At 56.0% G+C, this 21,091-nt stretch carries 16 protein-coding genes; 5 read left to right on the forward strand and 11 right to left on the reverse strand.

The window, feature by feature from the left end:
- Positions 1-15: 15 nt before the first annotated feature.
- The 11 genes from otsA to ED901_RS17485 all read right to left on the reverse strand — a co-directional run bounded on the left by otsA (position 16) and on the right by ED901_RS17485 (position 15,419).
- Positions 16-1,422: an alpha,alpha-trehalose-phosphate synthase gene (gene otsA, locus ED901_RS17435; protein WP_056773915.1), complete on the reverse strand. Its 1,407-nt coding sequence runs from the start codon at positions 1,420-1,422 to the stop codon at positions 16-18.
- Positions 1,419-2,246, reverse strand: coding sequence for a trehalose-phosphatase (otsB, locus tag ED901_RS17440; protein WP_122096676.1), 828 nt, complete (start codon positions 2,244-2,246; stop codon positions 1,419-1,421). The genes otsA and otsB overlap by 4 nt, the downstream gene beginning before the upstream one ends.
- Positions 2,247-2,417: 171 nt before the next feature.
- On the reverse strand, positions 2,418-2,771 hold the full coding sequence (locus ED901_RS17445) for a DUF2493 domain-containing protein (protein WP_122096677.1): 354 nt from the start codon (positions 2,769-2,771) through the stop codon (positions 2,418-2,420).
- Between the two features lie 30 nt (positions 2,772-2,801).
- Positions 2,802-4,487 carry a Na/Pi cotransporter family protein gene (locus ED901_RS17450; protein WP_122096678.1) on the reverse strand — a complete coding sequence of 562 codons (1,686 nt, stop codon included), beginning with the start codon at positions 4,485-4,487 and terminating at the stop codon, positions 2,802-2,804.
- A 98-nt stretch (positions 4,488-4,585) separates the two neighbouring features.
- On the reverse strand, positions 4,586-7,300 hold the full coding sequence (mgtA, locus tag ED901_RS17455) for a magnesium-translocating P-type ATPase (RefSeq protein WP_122096679.1): 2,715 nt from the start codon (positions 7,298-7,300) through the stop codon (positions 4,586-4,588).
- Between the two features lie 303 nt (positions 7,301-7,603).
- Entirely contained in the window at positions 7,604-7,849 is a 246-nt protein-coding gene (locus tag ED901_RS17460) for a hypothetical protein (RefSeq protein ID WP_056773901.1), read from the reverse strand.
- A gap of 347 nt (positions 7,850-8,196) precedes the next feature.
- Positions 8,197-8,877 carry an oligogalacturonate-specific porin KdgM family protein gene (locus ED901_RS17465; protein WP_056773898.1) on the reverse strand — a complete coding sequence of 227 codons (681 nt, stop codon included), beginning with the start codon at positions 8,875-8,877 and terminating at the stop codon, positions 8,197-8,199.
- A 75-nt stretch (positions 8,878-8,952) separates the two neighbouring features.
- Entirely contained in the window at positions 8,953-11,121 is a 2,169-nt protein-coding gene (locus tag ED901_RS17470; protein WP_122096680.1) for a right-handed parallel beta-helix repeat-containing protein, read from the reverse strand.
- A gap of 97 nt (positions 11,122-11,218) precedes the next feature.
- Positions 11,219-12,784 (reverse strand): MFS transporter, encoded by a 1,566-nt coding sequence (locus tag ED901_RS17475; RefSeq protein WP_122096681.1) that lies wholly within the window; start codon positions 12,782-12,784, stop codon positions 11,219-11,221.
- A gap of 369 nt (positions 12,785-13,153) precedes the next feature.
- On the reverse strand, positions 13,154-14,137 hold the full coding sequence (locus tag ED901_RS17480; RefSeq protein WP_122096682.1) for a VirK/YbjX family protein: 984 nt from the start codon (positions 14,135-14,137) through the stop codon (positions 13,154-13,156).
- A gap of 163 nt (positions 14,138-14,300) precedes the next feature.
- On the reverse strand, positions 14,301-15,419 hold the full coding sequence (locus tag ED901_RS17485) for an oxidoreductase (RefSeq protein ID WP_122096683.1): 1,119 nt from the start codon (positions 15,417-15,419) through the stop codon (positions 14,301-14,303).
- 221 nt (positions 15,420-15,640) lie between these two features.
- Between ED901_RS17485 and ED901_RS17490 the strand changes: the two genes are divergently transcribed.
- The 5 genes from ED901_RS17490 (at position 15,641) to ED901_RS17510 (ending at position 21,072) form a co-directional block, all read left to right on the forward strand.
- Positions 15,641-16,708 (forward strand): sugar ABC transporter substrate-binding protein, encoded by a 1,068-nt coding sequence (locus ED901_RS17490; protein ID WP_056773881.1) that lies wholly within the window; start codon positions 15,641-15,643, stop codon positions 16,706-16,708.
- A gap of 9 nt (positions 16,709-16,717) precedes the next feature.
- Entirely contained in the window at positions 16,718-17,965 is a 1,248-nt protein-coding gene (locus ED901_RS17495; RefSeq protein WP_122096684.1) for an LVIVD repeat-containing protein, read from the forward strand.
- Between the two features lie 143 nt (positions 17,966-18,108).
- Entirely contained in the window at positions 18,109-18,585 is a 477-nt protein-coding gene (locus ED901_RS17500) for a GNAT family N-acetyltransferase (protein ID WP_205965119.1), read from the forward strand.
- 98 nt (positions 18,586-18,683) lie between these two features.
- Complete coding sequence (locus ED901_RS17505) at positions 18,684-20,129, forward strand: MFS transporter (protein ID WP_122096686.1); 1,446 nt, start codon at positions 18,684-18,686, stop codon at positions 20,127-20,129.
- A 49-nt stretch (positions 20,130-20,178) separates the two neighbouring features.
- Complete coding sequence (locus tag ED901_RS17510) at positions 20,179-21,072, forward strand: dihydrodipicolinate synthase family protein (RefSeq protein ID WP_122096944.1); 894 nt, start codon at positions 20,179-20,181, stop codon at positions 21,070-21,072.
- The last annotated feature ends 19 nt before the right edge of the window (positions 21,073-21,091 follow it).

Below are 21,091 nucleotides of genomic sequence, written 5' to 3' on the forward strand. Positions count from 1 at the left end.
AATGCGACGAAAACCTTACGCCACAGCGTCATGACCGATGCTGTGAGCGGAAATGGCGTTCAAATCTTTCAGATAGGTGTCGCCCCAGTTCGCGATGTCGTTTTTGCGCAAAACGTCCATCATGTCGTTGTAACGTTCAATACGTTCTTCCAGCGGCATGGTCAGCGCTTTATCCAGCGCCGCCGCCACATCGTCACGGTCGTAGGGGTTGACGATGAGTGCTGCGGTCAGTTCAGTCGCCGCACCGGCAAACTGTGAAAGTACCAGCACACCAGGGTCTTTCGGATCCTGTGCGGCCACATACTCTTTCGCCACCAGATTCATGCCATCGCGCAGCGGCGTCACCAGCCCGACGTCGGTCAGGCGGAACAGTTTCATCAGCAAACTGCGCTGGAAATGCTGGTTGAGATAGAACAGCGGCGTCTGGTTCAGGCTGCCGTACTTGCCGTTGATGCGCCCCACTTCTGTCTCCAGCTGATGACGCAGATCCTGATAGGCCTGCACATCACCGCGCGACGTCGGGGCGATTTGCGAATAACGCACTTTGCCGCGGTGCTGCGGGAATTTCTCCAGCAACGCTTCGAACGCCAGAAAACGCTCCGGCAACCCTTTGGTGTAATCAAGGCGTTCACAGGAAATGATGTTCTGGGCTTCGCGCAGCTCCTGCTCCATCGCTGCCAGTTTTGAAGGCAACGGCCCTTCGGCCATCTCTTTGATGCTGTCCGGCGCGATGCTGATCGGGTACACGCCGGTGCTGAACGTGTTGCCAAACGCCTGATGCATGTAAGTGCCGGTAGGCTGTAACGTGGTCAGTTCACCCAGGTTATCCAGAAATGCCAGGCGGTCGCCTTCGGTCTGGAAACCGAGCAGATCATACTGGGACATCATTTCCAGCAGTTCATTATGCGGCGGCACGGCGTTGAAAATTTCCGGCGTCGGGAACGGAATGTGCAGGAAAAACCCGATGCGGTTAGTCACGCCCAGTTTGCGAAGCGCGGCGGCAAACGGCAGTAAATGATAATCGTGGATCCACAGAATATCGTCCGGTTTCAGCAGCGGCAGTAATCTTCTTGCCAGCAGGTCATTGACCCGGCAATAGCCTTCCCAGGCTTCACGCTGGTAATCCACCAGATCGATACGGTAATGCAGCGCGGGCCACAGAACGGCATTGGAGAACTGGCAGTAATAGAGATCGTAATCGTTTTGATTGAGCGGAACGGAGGCATAAGTAATGCCGTCGTCTTCCACCACGCTCATGTCATCGTCTTCGTTCTCAGAAATTTCGCTGATCTCACCGTTCCAGCCAAACCACAGACCTGAGGTATTTTTCAACGCATCCACAATACCTACGGCCAGACCTCCCGCAGATTTTGACCCATCAGGGATAGCAATACGGTTAGAAACAACAACCAGGCGGCTCATAAACTGGACTCCTTTTCTTGTTCATTATTTTCATTATTGAGGGTGTGACGTTGTAACGTTGCCTGTTCAAGGATCTGTGCAATCCACGCGTGAACATCTGCAACCCGGCTGAGGCGAAAACGCGCATGGCTTTGCCCTTCACCGACTTTTACCGTAATACCGTGCAACGCACTCACGGCCTGAAAACCTTTCTCGTCCGTCAGGTCATCCCCGACAAAAACCGGGGTGCGCCCGGCGAAAGGTGCCTGCTGCATAAAAGCAGCGATGGCCGCACCTTTGTCATTGCCACGCGGCTTGATTTCAGCCACGCATTTTCCACGCTGAAGCATCAGCTCAGGAAACTTCGCCACCGCGGCTTCTGCCAGCTGCAACACCTGCTGCTGATAGTTTTCCGCCTGACGGTAATGCAGTGCGAACGCCATGCCTTTGGCTTCGAGCAGCGTGCCCGGCATGGCGGCCATGCCCTGCTCAAGCATCTGTGCCAGCGGTCCGGCGACGCCCTCGGGCAGGCTGACGCGGTGGAAATTCCCCGCGCTGTCGCGCATTTCTGCGCCATGTACACCGGCTGCCGGGAAAATCAACGGCGCGGCGAGCTGATCCAGTTGCTCAATCGGGCGACCGGAAATCAGCGCGACTGCGCCGCCACAGGCCGCCGAGAGGCTGTGCAGATTGTTTCGTACGCTGACCGGGATCGTAACGGCGTCAGGCTCGGGGCAAATTTCAGCCAGGGTGCCATCGACATCGAAGAAGAAAGCATAATCCCCGCCGCAAATGGCGGGATTGGGGGGTGTTTCCGCGGTGGTGTCCTGCGTGATAGTCGTCAAAGTAATGCTCCTGTTTGTGAGGCCGGGCACAATCAGATGCTGTGCCTCTTGCTTTTTGCAATCCGTTAACTATAGCCCCTTATGACCGCCTCACCGGGATTATCAGATTATTCCAGACAGGAGCACCGGGGCTTTCAGACCTGAAAAGCCCCGCGCATGACATTTCAGGGTTTACAGGGCATCGTCCATTTCCATCACTTTTATCCCGGCCTGACGGGCAAGCTTTATGCATTCTGCCGTATCCTCTCCGCCGGAAAACGCCAGGATAATATCTGGCCGGCTGTCTTCAATCATGAAAAGGTTACGGCGGATTTCTGCATATTTGCCATGCAACGCCCAGTTAGCGGGGTAACGCACCACATGCACGTCTGCATCGCGCGCCCAGCGTTCAATCATTGCCCCGAGCGACTGATGCCCGCCGTGGATTAGCACGCGGATGTGCTGGCTTTGGGCATAAAGCTCCAGCACCCGTTCGACAGTATGAATATCAGCGTAAAAACGCCCGGCGCAGATAAGCACTCTCATCGGTGAACTCCTTTATTTTTATTGTTGTTATCAGGCGTGCGGGAGGGTGTCTGCCCTGCCGTTCTCATCACTCAGACGATCAATGACCGGGTAGGCCACGGCGGCGATATGGTGATGCACGCGGCGGTAATCGCGCAGAACACGCTGGAAAATATCGCCGGATTCCGCCCAGGCACTTTTATCATCACGCAGCTTTTTAAAATGCTCACGGCTGGCGGTGGCCTCGATCTGGCGGATCACGTCTTTACACCTGACCAACTGATGTGCCGCCGCCAGGTCTTCGCCCAGAAATGCGGTAACCGCCAGACGCAGGCTGGTGAGCATTTCCGTGTGCAGCAGACCGATATTGTGCAATTCGAACTCGCTGAACAGCTCGCCGCGCAGTGAGCGGCGCGTGGCTAACTGCGCCAGGCTGCTGGAAAGAATGTCGCCCGCGTGCTCCACGTTGATCACAAACATCAGGATTTCCTGCGCGCGGTCAGCGTCGGCGTCACTCAGGCCGTCGTGCCCCATATCGGCGAGATAAGCGCGGATCGCCGCGCTCAGACCATCGAGCTGGTGATCCAGCTGGCGGATTTCCGCCGCTGAATGTCTGTGAGGTGCGTTAAACAGCGCACGAAGCCGGTCGAGCATGGTATTGAGCATGTCAGCGGCGCGCAGGGATTCCCGCACCGAATTGGACAGCCCGATGTAGGCGATATCCAGCCCGGCTTCATCGAGATACATCGGCATGGCCGCGCTGCCGGTGCGCTCAGCCTCGGGCAGTAAACGTTCGAGCAGGCGTGCCATCGGCGCCGTCAGGCCGATAAAGGCCACCGCCAGCACCGCGCTGAAGGCCGTGTGGAACCACACCACCAGCTGCGGCGTGGTCAGTGCCAGACGCCCGGCGAGCTGGCTGAGCAACGGCATCATCGCCAGCGCCACCACGCACCCAGCGCCGCGGATCAGCAGATTGCCCACCGGCAGACGGCGTGCGACGGCAGACCCGGCATTGAGCACCGGCGGGAGTGCGCCGCCGATATTCGCGCCCAGCACCAGCACCATGGCGGTGACCGGGGTCATGACGCCGGTGGCGGCAAGCGACGCAATCAGCAAAATTACCGCCACGCTTGAATGGCAAATCAGGGTGAGAATGATCGCCACCAGCAGCGCAATCAGCGTATCGCCCTCCAGCCCCTGCATCACGGCATGGAAAACCGGGGTGGTTTCGATGTGGCCGAGGGTCGCGCCGAGCAGGCTGAGCGCCATCAGCATCAGGCCGAGGCCAATCAGTGCACAACCGGCGCTTTCAAAACCGGTGTGATCGCGCATTTTGAACACCATAAATCCGCACAGCACCAGCAGTGGAATGGCAATCGCAGTGTTAAAACTCATCAGCTGAACGACCAGCGTGGAGCCGACGTTGGCACCGAGCATTACCGCCAGCGCCGGGGCCAGGCTCAGCGTACCGGCGGCGGTAAAAGAGGTCGCCATCAGGCTGACCGCCGTGCTGCTTTGCAGCAAACCGGTGATGCCGATCCCTGCCAGCAGCGCCATCCAGCGGTGCGTCAGGTGACGGCCCATCCAGTTGCGCAGCGGTGTGCCAAAACCGCGTTGCAGCGCGGTTGAAATCATATGGGACCCCCAAAGCAGCAGCGCAATTGCGCCCGCCAGATTGATCAGCAGCGTGGTGCCGGATTGGGTGGTCATGGTGGTAACGGTATGGGTCATGGACATCGCAGTCCCCTTTTTCAGGGTTGTCATTATTATTCACTGACAGCAAATAAAGTGTTAAAGCAGGTGCCGCGATGGGCTGCGGCACCTTGTTCAGCGGCTCAGAACCACTGTTTGAAACGACGGATATAAAGGGTTTTCATGCCCTGCGCCACGCAGCAGTAAGCCAGCAGCGTACCGGCCAGCCACGGGAAGTATTCCCACGGCAGCGCCTGCAATCCGACAATCGGGCCAAGCGGTGAGAACGGCACGTAAATACCAAATGCCATCACCAGGCAGGTCATCATCATGACCGGCCAGGCCGCAGTGCTCTGAATGAACGGGATTTTCTGGGTACGCAGCATGTGCACCACCAGCGTCTGTGACAGCAGACCTTCGACGAACCAGCCGGACTGGAACAGGGTCTGCATCGATTCGCTGTTGGCGCTGAACACGTACCACATGACCGCAAACGTCGTCATATCGAAAATCGAGGACGTCGGGCCAATCCACACCATGAAGCGGCCAATGTTTTTGGCATCCCACTTACGCGGTTTTTTCAGGAACTCTTTATCGATTTTGTCCCATGGCAGCGCCAGCTGAGAAATGTCGTACATCAGGTTTTGCAGCAGAAGCTGAATCGCCAGCATCGGCAGGAACGGGATAAACGCACTGGCGACCAGCACCGAGAACACGTTGCCAAAGTTGGAACTGGCGGTCATGTTCAGGTACTTCATGATGTTGCCGAACGTCTCGCGTCCTTTCAGTACACCCTCTTCCAGCACCATCAGGCTCTTTTCCAGCAGGATAATATCGGCCGATTCTTTGGCGATATCCGTGCCGCTGTCGACCGAAATCCCGACGTCCGCATCCCGCAGCGCAGGGGCATCGTTGATGCCGTCGCCAAGGAAGCCCACCGTGTGGCCGTTGGCCTGCAAGGCTTTCAGCACGCGCGATTTCTGCAACGGCGTCAGTTTGGCAAACACTGTCCGTTCTTCGGCCAGCTGTTGCAGCGTGGCGTCGTCGAGGCGTTCAATCTGCGGCCCGAGCAGCGGTTCGCCCGGCTCCAGCCCGACCTGACGGCAGATCCGCTGGGTGACCACCGCGTTATCGCCGGTCAGCACTTTTACGGCCACGCCGATTTCACGCAGCGCTGCAATGGCCGGGCCTGCGGACTCTTTCGGCGGATCGAGGAAGGTCAGGAACCCGCTGATGATCAGGTCATGCTCATCGTCGGTGCCGTACTGTTTTTTCGTTTCTGCTGCAGGAAGGGTGCGGGTGGCGACCAGCAGCACGCGAAAACCGTCTTTGTTGTAGTCATTCGCCATGGCCAGCAGCGCCTGACGACGGGAATCACTCAGCGCCACAACCTTGCCGTTTTCCTGCATATGGGTGGAAATGCTGAGCATCTCTTCCACGGCGCCTTTACACACCAGCAGATGATTTTGTTGCGGATCCTTCACCACAATCGACAGACGGCGGCGGATAAAGTCGAACGGCATTTCATCGACTTTGCTGTAGCCCTGCGGTTTGACGAAGCCGGGCGTGGTGTCTGAGAAATAGATCACGGCCTGATCCATCAGGTTTTTGATGCCGCTCTGATGGAAACTGTTCAGCCACGCCAGTTGCAGCACGGCGTCATTCTTTTGCCCGTGGGTGTCCATGTGGTGCTCAAGAATGATTTTGTCCTGCGTCAGCGTGCCGGTTTTGTCGGTACACAATACGTCCATCGCGCCGAGATTCTGGATAGCGTTCAGACGTTTGACCACTACCTTGCGCTTCGACATCGCCACGGCACCTTTCGCCAGATTGGCGCTGACGATCATCGGCAGCATTTCCGGTGTCAGACCGACCGCGACCGCCACGGCAAACAGCATGGCATCCCACCATTCGCCTTTCATGATGCCGTTAATGAGGAATACCACCGGCACCATCACCAGCATGAATCGGATCAGCAGCCAGCTGACGCTGTTGACTCCCCGGTCAAACGCCGTCTGGACGCGGGTGCCGACAATGGCTTTCGCCAGCGAACCGAAATAGGTGCGCGGACCGGTCGCCACCACCACGGCCTGCGCCGTGCCGCTGACCACGTTGGTACCCATAAAGCAGATGTTCGGGATATCCAGCAGATTCTCATTTTCCGCCGCAACGTCGCTGGCAGATTTCTGCGCCACGTTGCCGAGCGTGTCATATTTTTCCACCGGCAGGGCTTCACCGGTCAGTACCGCCTGGCTGATAAACAGATCCCGGGATTCGATCAGCCGCACGTCGGCCGGGATCATGTCCCCGGCGTAGAGCTGCACGATGTCTCCCACCACCAGTTCGCGCATTGGGATTTCACGCAGTTTGCCCTGCTGCCCGGCCGCATTGCGGCGCAACACGCTGGCGGTGGTGCGTACCATGGCTTTCAGCGCTTCGGCGGATTTTGCCGAGCGATGCTCCTGCCAGAAACGCACCAGCCCGCTGATGGCAACCATCGCGCTGATGATATAGACCGACACCAGATCCGTTTCCTCACCGGCGCGCAGCGGGAACCAGAAATCGGTGAAAAAACTGATGATGGCGAGCACCGCTAACACATAAATAAACGGGTTGTTGAACGCCCGGATCAGCTGGATCAGCGCGTGAGGGGGTTTGTCGTGGGCCACTTCGTTGTAGCCCTGTTTCTCCAGACGCTGGGCGGCGGCGGATTCCGTCAGCCCCTCGCGGGTGGCATTGACGTTAATCAGCGTCACGTCCACGCCGTTTCTGGCTTCCATCGCAGCACGCATGGAAAGCGCCTGCTTTTTTTTGTCCTGATTTTTCAGGGGAGTTGCTGTTTTGTTTTGTACAGTCATGGTGGTGCTCCTGTCGCCGGTAACGCGTCCGTTTTATGGCTGTCTTATATTTCGGGCAGCCGAAGACATTCGCGTTATTTAAGCGATCGGTGTTTACGTCTTTATTGCACAAGATCTCCCGCCGTTTATTATTTCTCTTACGTTGAGAAAGAAAATAAACAGAGTGAAATCGATAATGAGTCTTTTATTTCGGCATGGCTTCGCCGTTCTCTTTATTCATTCCATAAAGGAAAATAATAAAAAGACGTCGCGGTCAGGCGTCAATAAGGACGAAATTCAGCGCAGCAGATGCCACGGGCTGAATCAGGCGGGGGAAAGCCGACTTTGAGGTTCTTCGTTGTCAGAAAAAACACAACGCTGCTCCAGCTGGCCGGTCACGGGACTGACGCGCCAGGTGGTAACAGAGTGATTCATTCTGTTGATTTTAGAAGAAAAAAGAGATGACGAGTCTTTATTGCGGGCAGCCAGCGTCCTGTCGCGAGACGGGCGGACACGCAAAGTGGATGTCAGCGTTTTGACATCAGCAAAAAAGGGGAATTTGAACTTCATAACACACCTCGGGACCGTGACCTTCAGGTTGAGGTGGGATTACACGAGAGCATCAGGCTCTGGCGAGGCACACCCAAACGATGAAATGATCACAATCGATTTCATGTTTAATATTCCGGCGGGCTATATCAGCGTCGTCCGGTGAGTTTCGCAATACTGTGTCCATTAGTCTCTTATGTATTAGTGGATAAAGGCCGCTACTTCTGGCTCGTGCAATTTACCCATGCCGTATATTATTGTCAACCCGCAAAAGCAGTTTAAAATGTTTCGTTTATATTTCAGTGAGGAAATAGCCGGTCAGCCATCACTGACCGGCAAGACGTCTGTCACACCCTGATCAAGTGATATCAGAAATTATATTGGATCCCCAAACGGAAACGGGTTTGTCTTTCGTCCGTGGTTTTTCTCACCGACACATCACCGATTTGTGCATAAGGCGTCCATTGCTTATTAATATTATAAGCCACTTTTAAATCCTGTTCATAATCCCATTTGTCATTGTCATACAGAATCTGATCGCTGTGTTTATAAATATAGTTATATTCGAAACGCCAGTCGGCAAGACGATAACCCAGCCAGATTTCGCCACGGTTTGTTTTGCGGTCTTCGGTATTCTCTTTGGTATAACGGGTATATTCGTAACGATAGCGGGCATTGAAATAGATGCCGCTGTCGAAGGTATATCCGGCGGTTAAAAACGGCTTATAGATACTGTTGTCCGAACTGGATTCCAGGGTGAAACCGGGTTGCAGGAAAAACGCCGGTGTCACTTTATACTGATAGCTGATGGTGCTTTCAGTGCCGTTATCTACCAGATTATTAAAGGGTTTATTCGGGTTGTCTCCGCCGGATTTCCACTTGGCTTCCAGTGAAAAACCAAAGCCGTTGGCAAACCGGTGAGACACCATGGCCCGGTCTTTATGTTGTTTACTGTCGTCCAGCCATTCGTGGCGAAGATCAATAGTGACAGCCTGACTACCGGCGCTGGCCAGCAGCAGACCGCAGAGCAGCAGTCTGTTATTTTTCATGTTGTTATTAATCCCAGAGATATTGAGTAGTATTTTTATGTTTGTATTTACGACACGTACTTATTCTGACTTCTTTTATTTCTTTTCTAAAAAATGCTGATAATTAAAGGCGCCGTCCGCATGACGGGTTAAAGGCTCAGGCAGTTTCAGCGAGAGATAATTATCCGGTGTGATGATTTCCCCTGCCCTGTTCACGCTGTGATGACCGGTGTAGAAATAATTACTGTCGTCGACATTGCCGCTTACCGCATCGTCATACTTGCCCGGCGTGGTGCGCAGTGACAGGTTATCTCTGAAGCTTCCCTGCTTGTCCGCCGTGGTGTAGGGCGAAGGACGGAACAGGAAATTGAAGCGTTTGTTGTCCACCGCGCGGTTGCTTTCAATCACCAGCGCACCCGGATTGAAGTTGTCGGTAAAGCCGTCCATGCCGTTTTCGACTGCCACGTTATGGCGGACAACGTGTGCCACCGGTAACCCTTCGCCACCCAGTTTGAAACCGTTGCTGCCGTTGTGCACAGACAGGCTGTTTTCGATGGTCACGCTGCCGTTCGGGCCGTCCTCTATTTTGTTGAACAGGTCAAAGCCGTCGTCAATGTTGTCATGGGAATAACAATTCACCAGCCGGTTGCCCTCGCCCACGCGCATTTTCACCGCAAATCCGTCCGCATTTTTACGCCCCGGATCCTGATTCCCCCAGGATTCAGAATTGCTGATCAGGTTATGGCTGGCCCACAGTGCCCGCCCGATGCCGTCCGGCGAGGCTACCCAGATACCGGTGTCATCGGCATGGTGGGCCTTGATCCGGTCGAGATGGTTATAGCTGCCGGCGATGTGGAAGCTTTTACCGGTGACGGTAATCCCCTGCACATTCCAGTAGCTGGCTTCCAGTTTCAGCCCGCTGAAAACGACGTTATCGCCCTGCGCACGCAGCGTTTTCATGGCTTTTTCCGTGCCGCTGGCGGTGGCCGGGATGACGCTGGCCGGATATTCGCCGTCTGCCAGCCACAGCGTACCGCCCGGTGCTAACAAATTGACCGCACTGGAAAAATCCAGCGGATGTGCACGTGAACCGTCACTGCCCGCCACGCCCTGCGGCGAGACATAAAGTTCATCAGGATTATTCACCAGCGCCATACTGACCGGGAATTCCTGCGTGAGCGGCTGGCCGTTATCCGGTGTAAAGGTCACGCTGAGGGCGGTTGAGGGCTTATCGGCATGAAAAGGTACGCTGATGATTTCTCCGCCCCGCACCGTTTTCTGGCGCAGCAAAGGTTTTTTCTCCTGCGTAATCTGCACCTGACCGTCGCCGTTGGTGCGCAGCTGGAATACACCGTCACGACGGGCCATCACCGGTGAAGACATCACCTCAATGCGCGCTTTAAGTGACGGCGTCACGTAAGGCGCGGAAGGCAAGGTCTGGGCGCCGGACAGCGTCAGCGTGGCGTGATTCACGGTGATGCTGGCATTGCGCGAGGCAAAGAAGCCAACGTAGTACCCGGTTTTATCAAGCTGGGTGATGCGGTCAGCACCTTCCACCGTCCGGGTGGTCCACTGGTTGCTGCCCTGCGGGGCATAAGCGACCTCAAAACCGGAATCCGTGCGGGTCAGGCGCAGCGAGAAATGCGCAGGCGTATTCAGCGGATGATAGCTTTCACGCACCATGCCAATCCCGGTATTGCCCCAGGGTTGCTGCACGCCCTGCCGGGCGAGAAGTGCCACCACCGGCGGTTTATCGCCGGTCGCCATGACGCTGTTCATCACCATATTGGAGGCGGCCGGTAACTCCTCGATGCCCGGTTTAGTGACAGGTTCACGGGGGTTGCCGAGAATGTCGCGTACCAGTAACCCCGCGCCTTCCTGGCCCGCCGGTTTCGCACCGTTTTCAGGGCCAAACTGATTGAGCGTAATGTCTGCTTCCAGCCGGAAATTCGCCTGTGCCGGTAAGCGGGTGTAGAAATAGGTCAGCCCGTCGTGGCTGTTGCCCACTTTGCCGCCACGGCTTTCCAGGGTAAATGGCGTGGTCAGCAAAGTGCCGTCTGACGGGATGGTTTTTCCGTCGGCCAGACGGGTTTCGTTCATGCCGATTTTTTCCGGCAATACGTTGGTGGCAAAGTTGATATCGGTAGACTGACCAAACGTGATGCTGTGCCAGACCAGTTTGCTGGCATCAGGCAATGCAGCGGCCATGCCTTGTGCGCTTGCTGCGAGAGTCAGCGCGACAATAAACAGATGTCGTTCCCACATAGTCGTTCTCATCCTAAAAACGTAAGGCGTCGCTGGCCGGATTTCCCGGCCAGTCGGTGAGGTGATTGATGTCAATCTGCGTGGTAAAACTGAGGTATTACGGGTGTTGCGTGGTGCTCACCATCGGTTTCGGATCGGTTAACTCAACGGCGGGCGTATCGAAGATTTTGCGGCACACTTCACTGTTGCCCCAGCATTGTTCATACGGATAACCAATCAGGTTTTCCATCACCAGGCGAACGTCCGGCTGAATATCACTGATTTCGCCGCCCGCTTTGATGCGCGCCACTTCGCCCAATACCACCAGGTGCGTTTTGCGGTTAAGTTTCATCTGATTACTGAACACCATTGCCATCAGTGCCAGCGCAATGACCCCGATACAGAACACCAGCGCAATCGCCGTTACGGCACTTTCCGGCTGGGTGTGAGATTTGGACTGGAAGCCATAGAAGCTGAGGATAGCGCCCATCACGAAGACGATCACCGAACGCATCAGCTTGCCGGAGAACGTCATCGCACCGGCATAAATACCTTCGCGACGTCTCCCTGTGAAAGCTTCGTCAATGTCGGCCAGGAAGGTGTACACCGTCCACGGGATGTAATACACACCGCCGGTCCCGATACCGAATATCACGGTAATGGTCAACATGGCGACCGTGGCGTACTGCTGCGGCAGGTGCATAAAGTGCAGCAGGCTGTAACAGGCGACCGAGAACACCACAATGCCCAGCGCCAGTATGTAAGGCTTGCTGAAGCCGTGCTTCACGCAGATGCCGATGAAAATGGCGGTGGAGAACAGTTGCAGAATAGAGTTCAGGCTGCTCAGCCCGGCCACCATGGTCGGGTCATATTGCAGAACGAAAATGATGAAATACGTGAAGACCGACGCGAACAGCCATTCCGCCCCAAAGCCGCACAGGTACATGCCCAGATGTTTACGGAACACGCGCAGGTGGAATGTGGATTTCATGTCGCGAAGCAGCGTGAGCATGGTTTTGCCCAGCGTCATTTTCTTCTCATCCACCGGCGTGGTTTCTTCAACCGGACGTTCCCAGGAGGAGAGATACAACATGCCGATCGCCACACATAAGATCACACCGTAAGTCAGGGCCGTGAAAAAGAACGGCTCGGCGGAGTCTTTGCCGTAGATCAGAATGAACTGACCAGGGATGAAGGCGGCAAGGAAGTTAGCCACTTTACCGAAGATCGCTTTGTAGCCGGTCAGCTTGGAGCGCGCGGAGAAGTCAGTGGTCATTTCCGTGGCGAGGGTTTCGTAAGGCACCATCACCGAGGTGTAAATCAGCTCGAACACCACGTAAGTGGAAAGGTAATACCAGAAGCCGAAGCCTTCCACCCACAGCAGCGGGTAGAACATCATCAGCGGGATGCCCAGTAATATGAAGAAGCGACGGCGGCCAAAACGTTTGCCGAGGCGCGTCTTGCCAAAGTTATCGGAAAGATAACCCATCAGCGGGTTGCTGATCGCATCGATGATGCTGGCGACCGAGAAGATGGCCGAAGCTTGTAACAGCGTCAGGCCACAAAAGGTCGTGTAGAAGTACAGCAGCCAGATACCGGCAATGGCCAGCGCGCCGCTGCCCAACAGGTTGCCGCCACCGTAGGCCAGCTGATGTCTGAATAAAATTGGTTTTTCTGCGTTCATCGTGTTTCCCGCCCAGAGAGATATTTTATATTTATGAACCGGTGTTTTGTTTTTTTAGAGATATCGTTTTATATAGGCGAGCATGATGAATAGATGTGAATTAGTTCACATTTGATATACCAGACGAAGGGAAGAACGTGGATTTTGCGATGCAGTTATCATTCTTCTCCATAAATAACACACATTTGGCGCGATTATTTACGTTGAATTAATTCACAGTTGAATGATTTCAGACAGGCAGCCTGCGGTGAAATACCGTGAGGGTTCATCACCTTACAGGCATGTCATACGGCAGGTTCTTTAAGAGGAAAGGCCAATCCCTGGCCCTGGTGCTTGCTACAGCGAGTGATTCAAAAGAGGTGCAAAGGTTCAGGCCTTCAGCAATGACGCTGTACTTTCCTGTAATTCATCGAGCAATGTGTAACGTTTACGGTATTCAGAACGTTTTTTGCTGGGTAACTCTTCCATGGTTTTGCGCGGCAGCGTCAGCGGAACGTCATATAAAGAAGATGAATATGGCGTGGCGCTGATGGAATCCCAGAATTCGTTATAGCTGGCGACGAATACGTTCTTTTTACGGTGACGGTAACGCAGGCTGCGGAAAACATGGCCGGTGTCGCTGACCGCCAGGATCCGCTGTACGCCGGTATGCGCGGCAATGCGTTGCAGGCTTTCCAGCAGCAGACGTTTCGGGAACAGCCCGTAGCAGGATTTGGTCGCCTGTTTGATCACCTCATGCGGCGTCGAGCGGTGCGCCCCCTGGAATCCCCCCACGATTATCGTCAGGCCTTCAGGGCGTTGCACAACGCTGAACGTCAGCGCGGCCAGCAGCGTTTCTTCCATATACAGGAACATGTTCGCCTCGCCTTCCCGCTCGGATTTACCGATCGATCCCAGCACGACCCTGAAGGTTTCACCGTCTTTGCCGGTGAACTGTGTGACGGTGTCACCGTTTGCGCTGAGGAAGGTGTTGCGCAGCGGTGCGCTTTCAATGTTACAGACGAAGGCGTAATGATCCACCAGCGCAGAAGCGCGTCCGGCGGACGGCAATCCGAGGTGCAGATAGGGTTTGTGGATTTTGCTCGGTAATTTGGTCTGAACGGTGAACGCCTCCTGCCAGACCGGTTCGGCGGCCATCTTGTTAAGGACTTTCAGGGTATCCAGCGGATGCAACAACGTGCGGACGGCGTATTTGACACGGAACATCCGGTCGCGCCAGAGGTTATCCGGTACACAGGCACCGCTCAGCAAATCCATGAACAGACTGAATCCGCTGACTTTTTTGTTGAGAGTTGGGTCAGTGGACTGTGGTCCGCTGAGGGATTCGATGTCGTTAAGTGGTGAGTGTTCCATGACTTATTTCCGCTGCCTGAAATAATCACGGTATCACCCGATTTTTAAACAACTTTACAACGCTTCCTTAAAGAAAACCGCGCCCGACCGGTAGATGAATCCTGTTGAGGCGCCGTTTACATTATCTTTACGTAAGGGGGAGAATTAAGGTATTGCGCCCTGTTTAAGCATCACCCGTTCGCTCAGCGTTATTCTCCACAAACTGTTCTTCGACAAATTCAAACGCCCGCCGCAGTTGTGCGGCATCGGGGTGGCCCGGCAGCAGATGGATGGATTCACCGGGCTGGAGCGTGCGTGCAATCAGACGCGACATCTGCTTTTCATCCGTGATATCCACCTGTAATTGGGCCAGACTGACCGGCAGATCAAGCACCTTATACAGTGCGGTCAGTTGCACCACCACGTCCGGCTGATTCAGCAACGCGCTTTGCACCAGAATACCGTAGGCCACTTTGGTGCCGTGCAGGAAGGCATCAGTCTGCGGCAGAGCGGTCAGGCCGTTGTGCACGGAATGCGCCGCCGCGATACGCGTGTACCGGTCGCCCAGCCCGCCCACTAATCCGCCGCCCGCGATGATCGCATCCAGCACATTCAGGAACGGCTGAGTCAGCTGATGATCATCCTGCGCCTGTAAGGCCGCTTCGCTTTCATTGAGCAACACGTCGCGCAGCGTCAGCGCAGTATTCAGGCCGAGCTGAACCGTCAGGGGCAGCGTTTGCGGCTGCGGGCTGAGCACCACGGCTTCGTACCATTTCGCCAGCGTGTCGCCGATCCCTGCCAGCAGATACTCCTTTGGCGCGGCGAGAATAATGCGCGGTTCGACCAGCACCAGATGGTTGGCATCCCTGAAGATTTCGTAACGCAGCGCCTGGCCTTCGTCGTTATACCAGACCGAGAGCGGCGTCCAGGCCGCGCATGTCGCGGCGATGGTTGGGATCGCCACCACCGGCAGCCCGAGACGGCGCGCCACGACTTTCGCCGTATCCAGCACCGCCCCGCCGCCAATGCCGATCACCACCTGACGATCCGGCCCGCCGATCTCTGCAATCCGCTGCACTTCTGTTTCGCTGCAATGTGCGTTAAACAGCACGTGCCTGGCCTGTGAGGCGGTAAAGGCTTCCGGCAGATAATCCTGCGCAGCCAGCAGCGCCCGTTCGCCGTAAATCCACAGCGCTTTATCCAGTTGCGCCGGGGTATAAAACTCAGCAAGACGCTCAATGGCGCCGGGGAAAGAAAAATAGTTGGCAGGGCCGGCGACCACGCGGATATCAGTATCACTCATCGGGAATTCCTTAATATAGAAGCTGTTAACATCCTACCCCCGGACATCCGGATGGCTAATACTCTTTGGCATTAACTTATACGTTTTAGTTCGTTGCCAACGGCTGCGCCGTCATCAAAACTCGGACAATCAATTCATTAACTCACTATAAAAGCCTGCACAAAAGCTCAGATGAATTGTCCTCCCGTTTTAATGATGATTAACCACACAGGGTAATAAAAATGAAACTGCTCTCCACCTCATTGCTGGCGTTAAGTTTATTCACCGTCCTGCCGTCGTTTGCTGCACAAACCGCTGCGGTGCCGCAAGCGATTGCCGGGCATCAGGGGCCCATCCGCATCGCGGTGATCCGTAATCTGGGGTCGGACGATAACACCACCCAGTTTGTCTCCGGTGTGATTCAGGAAGGCCGCAAACTCGGTTTTCAGGTCAGCACATTTCTGAGTAACGGCGACGACGCGAAATTCCAGGATTTCGTCAATCAGGCCATCAGCCAGAAATATGACGGCATTATTTTGTCGCAGGGGCGTGACCCCTATTCCACCGAGCTGGTTAAACGTATCACCGCCAGCGGCATTGCGGTGTCGGTCTTTGATACCGCGGTAAATGGCGAGATCCCCGGCGTGACCGTCACGCAGCAGGACGATGCTTCGCTTACCGATCTCTCCTTTGGCCAGCTGGTGAAGGATTTCAACGGCAAAGCCAACATCGTCAAACTGTGGGTGGCCGGCTTCCCGCCGATGGAGCGCCGCCAGACGCAGTACAAGAAACTGTTGCAGGATCAGCCGGGCATTCATGAACTGGAATCGATTGGCGCGGTGTCTTCTGACGTTCAGGGGGATACGGCGAATAAAGTGGGCGCGATCCTGGCGAAATATCCGAAGGGTAAAATCGACGCCATCTGGGGAACCTGGGATGCGTTCAGTCAGGGCGCGTATAAAGCCCTGAAAGAGAATGGCCGCACTGAAATCAAACTCTACAGCATTGATATTTCCAATCAGGATCTGGCGCTGATGCGCGAACCGAACAGCCCGTGGAAAGTCAGCGTGGCGGTGGATCCTAAACTGATCGGCGCCATCAACCTGCGTCTGGTCGCCAACAAAATCGCCGGTGAAAAAACGCCTGCCACTTATGAGTTTAAAGCGGCGGCCATTCCGCAGGCGTTGCTGTCCGGCAATCCTGATGCGGTCAACGTGGCGTCGCTGGCAAAAGTGATCCCCGGCTGGGGAAAATCCGATGACTTTATCGCCCCCTGGTTCGCTACCCTCGAAGCGCAGCATAAAAAATAAGGCCGGATTATGACGACGTATTCTCTCCCACAACCGGAGTACAGCCGCAACATGCGGCTGATCGGCCACAGCGATCAGGGCGGTAAACCTGATGGCGTGCAGGTGATGGTTCACCGTGGCTACGCCTATATCGGGCATATGGTGTCGCAGGGGTTTTCGATTGTGGACGTGCGCGACCCGAAAAACCCGCGCCCTGCCGGTTTCATCCCTGCGCCGCCGGGCACCTGGAATGTGCATTTACAGGCGCACGACGATTTACTGCTGGTGATCAACGCCCGTGATTTGTTTGCTGACGTGCGTTTCGCCGATGAAAAAGTCTATTACACCCGTTCCGTCAGCGAGACGGTGCAAGGCACGCAGCAACGCGGATGGAGCGCGGGCGTGCGGATTTTTGATATTTCGGTGCCCGATCAGCCAAAAGAGATCGGTTTTCTCGGGCTGGAAGGTATTGGCGTGCACCGCATCTGGTACGTCGGCGGCCGCTGGGCATACGTTTCAGCGCTGATTGACGGTTACAGTGATTATATCTTTCTGACAATCGATCTGGCCGACCCGCGTAATCCGCAGGTTGCCGGGCGGTGGTGGTTGCCGGGAATGCACACCGCAGGCGGCGAAACGCCGGACTGGCCGGAAGGCAAACGTTACGCGCTGCACCATGCGATCATCAGCGGGGATACGGCGTATGCCAGCTGGCGCGACGGCGGCCTGACCTTGCTGGATATCAAAGACCGCAGTGCGCCGCAGCTGATTTCGCACCGAAACTGGAGCCCGCCCTTTGGCGGCGGCACGCACACGGCACTGCCGTTGCCCGACCGAGATCTGCTGGTGGTGCTCGACGAAGCCGTTCTCGACAATCAGGAAGACGGCGAGAAACTGATCTGGCTGTTTGACGTGCGCGAACCCTCGAATCCGGTGAGTATTTCCACCTTTCCGCAGCCGGACGAACGGGATTATGTCAGCAAAGGCGCGCATTTCGGACCGCACAATCTGCATGAAAACCGGCCTGGCAGCTTCGTCAGTTCCACGTTGATTTTCGCCACCTATCAGAACGCCGGTGTGCGCGCATACGACATCAGCAACCCCTATCAGCCAAAAGAAACCGGCGCGCTGGTGCCCGCTGCGCCTGAAAGGATGATCGATAAACGTCCCGGCAGACCGCAGGTGATCCAGTCCTGCGATGTGTTTGTCGATGCTCAGGGGATCATTTACAGCACCGACTACAACGGCGGCCTGTCGATTATCGAGTATCTGGGGTAATGCATTGCGCCTGAGATTGATGATGTCAGGCGCTTTTAACGCAGAGTCATTGATGACTTCCTGACGCCCCTCCCTTATAAGATTTATAGTAGGCGAGTACCGCCCCGTCTACTTTTACTTCTCAATGAAAGGAAACCCTGCAAGTGACTGCTTTCAAAAATCTGTCAATCCCCTGCATCAGACCCGCAACGCCAGCAGACGTTGGAGCGATTTTTGATATCCGCACCCGTGTGAAGGAGAACCCGCTTTCTCGCGAGCAACTCACAGAAATGGGTATCACAGATGAGGCGATCCTTGAAGCTATGCTGGCAGCGCCCTGTCTGTGGATCGCCGAAGTGGATGGCGCTCCGGTGGGGTTTTCGATGGCTGACCTGGAAGAAGCCAGCGTTTTCGCGATGTTCATCCTTCCCGGTTTTGAAGACAGAGGAATTGGCCGGAGCCTGATGGCAAGCGCTGAAGAGGCGCTGTTTGACCTTCATTCTACCATCTGGCTTGAAACCAGTGCTGAGAGCCGTGCTTTCGGGTTTTATCAGAAACTCGGCTGGCAGGAGGTTGAGCGGTTTGAGGATGGCGATGTCAGACTGGAGAAAACGAAGCCAGTCGCCCGTTCACATGGGTAAAATCGCTCTTTTTGCCCCTCGCCTGATCTATAACCCAGCCAAAGGTGTGTGATAGGTTTAATACTTATCATCTATCTTTTGCTGTTTCAGGACAGACCATGAGCCATAGTAAACCGGATGTCGCAGAACATCCGTCGCAGGACAGTGCCGAACGTTCAGGGATCTCCGTGATTGCTTTACTGGTTGCCGCGGCTTTCTTCATGGAGTTTATCGATGGCACGGTGATCGCCACCGCACTCCCGCAAATGGCGATATCTTTCGGGGTGTCTGCGGTGGATCTCAATGCCGGGATGAGCGCGTATATGCTGACGCTGGCGGTGTTGATCCCGGCCAGCGGCTGGGCGGCGGAGCGGTTTGGGGCGCGGAATGTATTCACCTTTGCCCTTGCCGTTTTTACGCTTGCCTCCCTGTTCTGCGCGATGGCGACAGGCGTCGGGGAATTTATCCTTCTGCGCATTATTCAGGGCGTCGGGGGGGCGCTGATGGTGCCGGTCGGGCGGCTGACCGTGCTGAAAACCACGCCAAAACCTCAGCTGATTAAAGCCATCGCCACCCTCACCTGGCCCGCGCTGGTCGCGCCGATCCTCGGGCCGCCGCTGGGTGGGTTTATCACCCACTACGCCTCCTGGCACTGGATTTTCTACATCAACGTGCCGCTCGGGATTATCGCCATGATCCTCGCGTGGCGGCTGTTTCCGCAACAACCCGCCGACCAGCCCAAGCATTTCGACACGCCGGGCTTCGTGCTGACCGGGCTGGCGATGCTGGCGCTGGTGACCGGTCTGGAGCTTATCAGTCAGGATCATATCTTGTGGACCACCGCCGTGTTGCTGCTGGCGGCGGGCGCGGCGATGTCCGTGCTGGCGGTGCGTCATTTGTCCCGATCTGCTGCGCCGATGGTGCACCTCGGATCGCTGGTTATTCCGACCTTTCGTATCAGTATGGGCGGCGGTTCGCTGTTTCGTATCACCATCAGCGCCGTGCCGTTTTTACTGCCGCTGATGTTGCAGGTCGGGTTCGGTATGGACCCGTTCCACGCCGGGCTGCTGGTACTGGCGGTGTTCGCCGGAAATCTGGCGATGAAACCGGCTACCACGCCGCTTATCCGCCGCTTTGGTTTTCGGCCTGTGCTGGTGGTGAACGGCCTGCTGAGCGTTTTCTCGCTGCTGTTTTGCGCTTTCCTGACACCCGGCACGCCAGACTGGCTGATCATGCTGCTGCTGTTTCTCGGGGGGCTGAGCCGTTCGATGCAGTTCACCGGCATCAGTACGCTGGCATTTTCGGATGTGCCCGCCAGGCACATGGCGGATGCCAATACGCTGTTCAGCACTGCGCTGCAACTCTCGGTCGGGCTGGGCATCACGGTTGGCGCGCTGGGCACCCGTTTCGGGGAGCAATTGGTGGAGCGGATGCAATGGCAGGCAGTGCCGGGAATGAGTTTTAAAATCGCGTTTGTGGTGATCGCTGTGATAACGCTTTTCGGCTGGCTGGATATGCTGCGCCTGAAACCTGATGCAGGGGCAACAGTTTCCGGCAAACACTAAACTTTACTCTATGATTAATCGTGTTAATTCACCTGAACCGGAGAAACCGATGTTTGCAGGATTAAGTGCTTTTCCCCTCACACCGCTCAATCATAATGGTGTCGATGAACGGGCGTTTGTGCGGCTGATTGAAAGAAGTGTCAGTGCAGGCGTGGATTCGATCGGTACGCTGGGGTCAACCGGCAGCTATGCCTACCTCAGCCGCGATGAGCGCGCGAAAGTGGCCCGTCTGGCCGTAGAACATGCAGACCGGGTGCCGGTGATGGTGAGCATCGGTGCGACCAGCACCGCTGAGGTGTTGCATCTGGCGGAAGATGCCCAGCAGGCGGGCGTCAGTGCGGTGCTGCTGGCACCGGTGTCCTATCAGAAACTGACCGCTGACGAAGTGTTTACGCTGTATGAAACGGTATCGCGCCATCTTTCGGTGCCGATGTGCGTTTACGACAATCCTAACACCACACACTTTGAGTTCAGCGATGACCTGTATGTCCGCGTGGCGCAGTTGCCGCACGTTGCCAGCATCAAAATTCCCAATCTTTCTGCCGATCCGCAGACAACGCGTGCGCGGCTGGAGGCGATCCGTGGCCTGCTGCCTGCCCATATCACCCTGGGCGCCGCGGGCGATCTGGCGGCTGCCACGGTGCTGACTCAGGGCGGTGATGTGTGGTATTCGGTGATTGCCGGTTTATTCCCGCAGATCCCGGTGGCGATCACCCGTGCAGCGCAAAACGGCAATGTGGCCGAAGCGCAGGCGCTGTCCGCCGGGCTTGAGCCTTTATGGGTCTTTTTCAGAAAACACGGCAGTGTGCGGGTGGTCGCGGCGGCCGCTGAGTTGCTCGGTCTGGCGAGTGCGCCTTGCCTGCCATTGCCGCTGCACGCGCTGGCCGGTGACGAACGGCAGCAACTGGCCGGCGTACTCGACAGGCTCGGTCTGCACGCCTGATCTTCACGGCGGGGGGCCC

This window comes from Rahnella sp. Larv3_ips, assembly GCF_003697865.1.
Lineage (GTDB): Bacteria > Pseudomonadota > Gammaproteobacteria > Enterobacterales > Enterobacteriaceae > Rahnella > Rahnella rivi.